This is a genomic window from Marinobacter sp. C7 (genome assembly GCF_022343555.1).
In the GTDB taxonomy this organism is placed as follows: domain Bacteria; phylum Pseudomonadota; class Gammaproteobacteria; order Pseudomonadales; family Oleiphilaceae; genus Marinobacter.
Genome location: NZ_JAKQZH010000047.1, coordinates 1 through 632, shown reverse-complemented (window position 1 = coordinate 632; position 632 = coordinate 1). Strand labels below are relative to the sequence as shown.

The 632-nt window shown below is 60.6% G+C and carries 2 protein-coding genes; one reads left to right on the top strand and one right to left on the bottom strand.

The genetic code is table 11. The features are described 5' to 3' along the window. Positions 1 to 263, bottom strand: a 263-nt coding sequence (locus tag MD273_RS18630) for an SGNH/GDSL hydrolase family protein (protein ID WP_353050346.1), incomplete at its 3' end; no start/stop codon positions are given. Between the two features lie 112 nt (positions 264 to 375). On the opposite strand from MD273_RS18630, the gene MD273_RS19115 reads away from it, so the two are divergent. After that, positions 376 to 632 (top strand): ATP-binding cassette domain-containing protein (locus tag MD273_RS19115; RefSeq protein ID WP_285229184.1); only part of this gene is annotated, 257 nt, incomplete at its 3' end.

Genomic DNA, 632 nt, shown 5'->3' with positions numbered 1-632 from the left:
ACCGACCAGTCAACCCGCGAAAGCCCGCCGCTTGTCGTATCCCCGGAGACACCGGCATTGGCAATCGTCACGTCATGGCCGGCCGCCTTCAGCGCCGTCTCCAGCTTCGCCGGATAATCCTCTCCGGGGCCGAGCTCGTAGCCAGCAACCAGGCTGTCGCCGAGAACGACGAGCTGCACCGGTTCGGCAGCGCGGGCGAGCCCGGTCGCGGAAATAAGGGCGAGTGCGGCAAAAACTATTCGTGATGACGCTTTTAATCGCATGATGGGGCTCCTAAATCTTTTCCATTCACAGCTTTCGCCGGTCCACACGCATGACCAGCACGTATTGCCTATATGTGTTCAGCCAATCACGAATTTCAAAGCGGGAACGAATTTGTCGGAAAACCTGATTACGCTTCACGAGGCCCAGCTGACGCTCGGCAAGGGCTCGGCCGCCGTCCATGTGCTGAAGGGCATGTCGCTTGAGATCGGCCGCGGCGAGTCCGTCGGTATTCTCGGGCCTTCCGGTTCCGGCAAATCGACGCTGGTGCGCACGCTGAACGGCCTCATTCCGCCGACCTCCGGCGAAATCATGATCGACGAGGTTGATGTCGCCTCTTGCAGCAAGGACGTGCTGCGCGATGTCCGTCG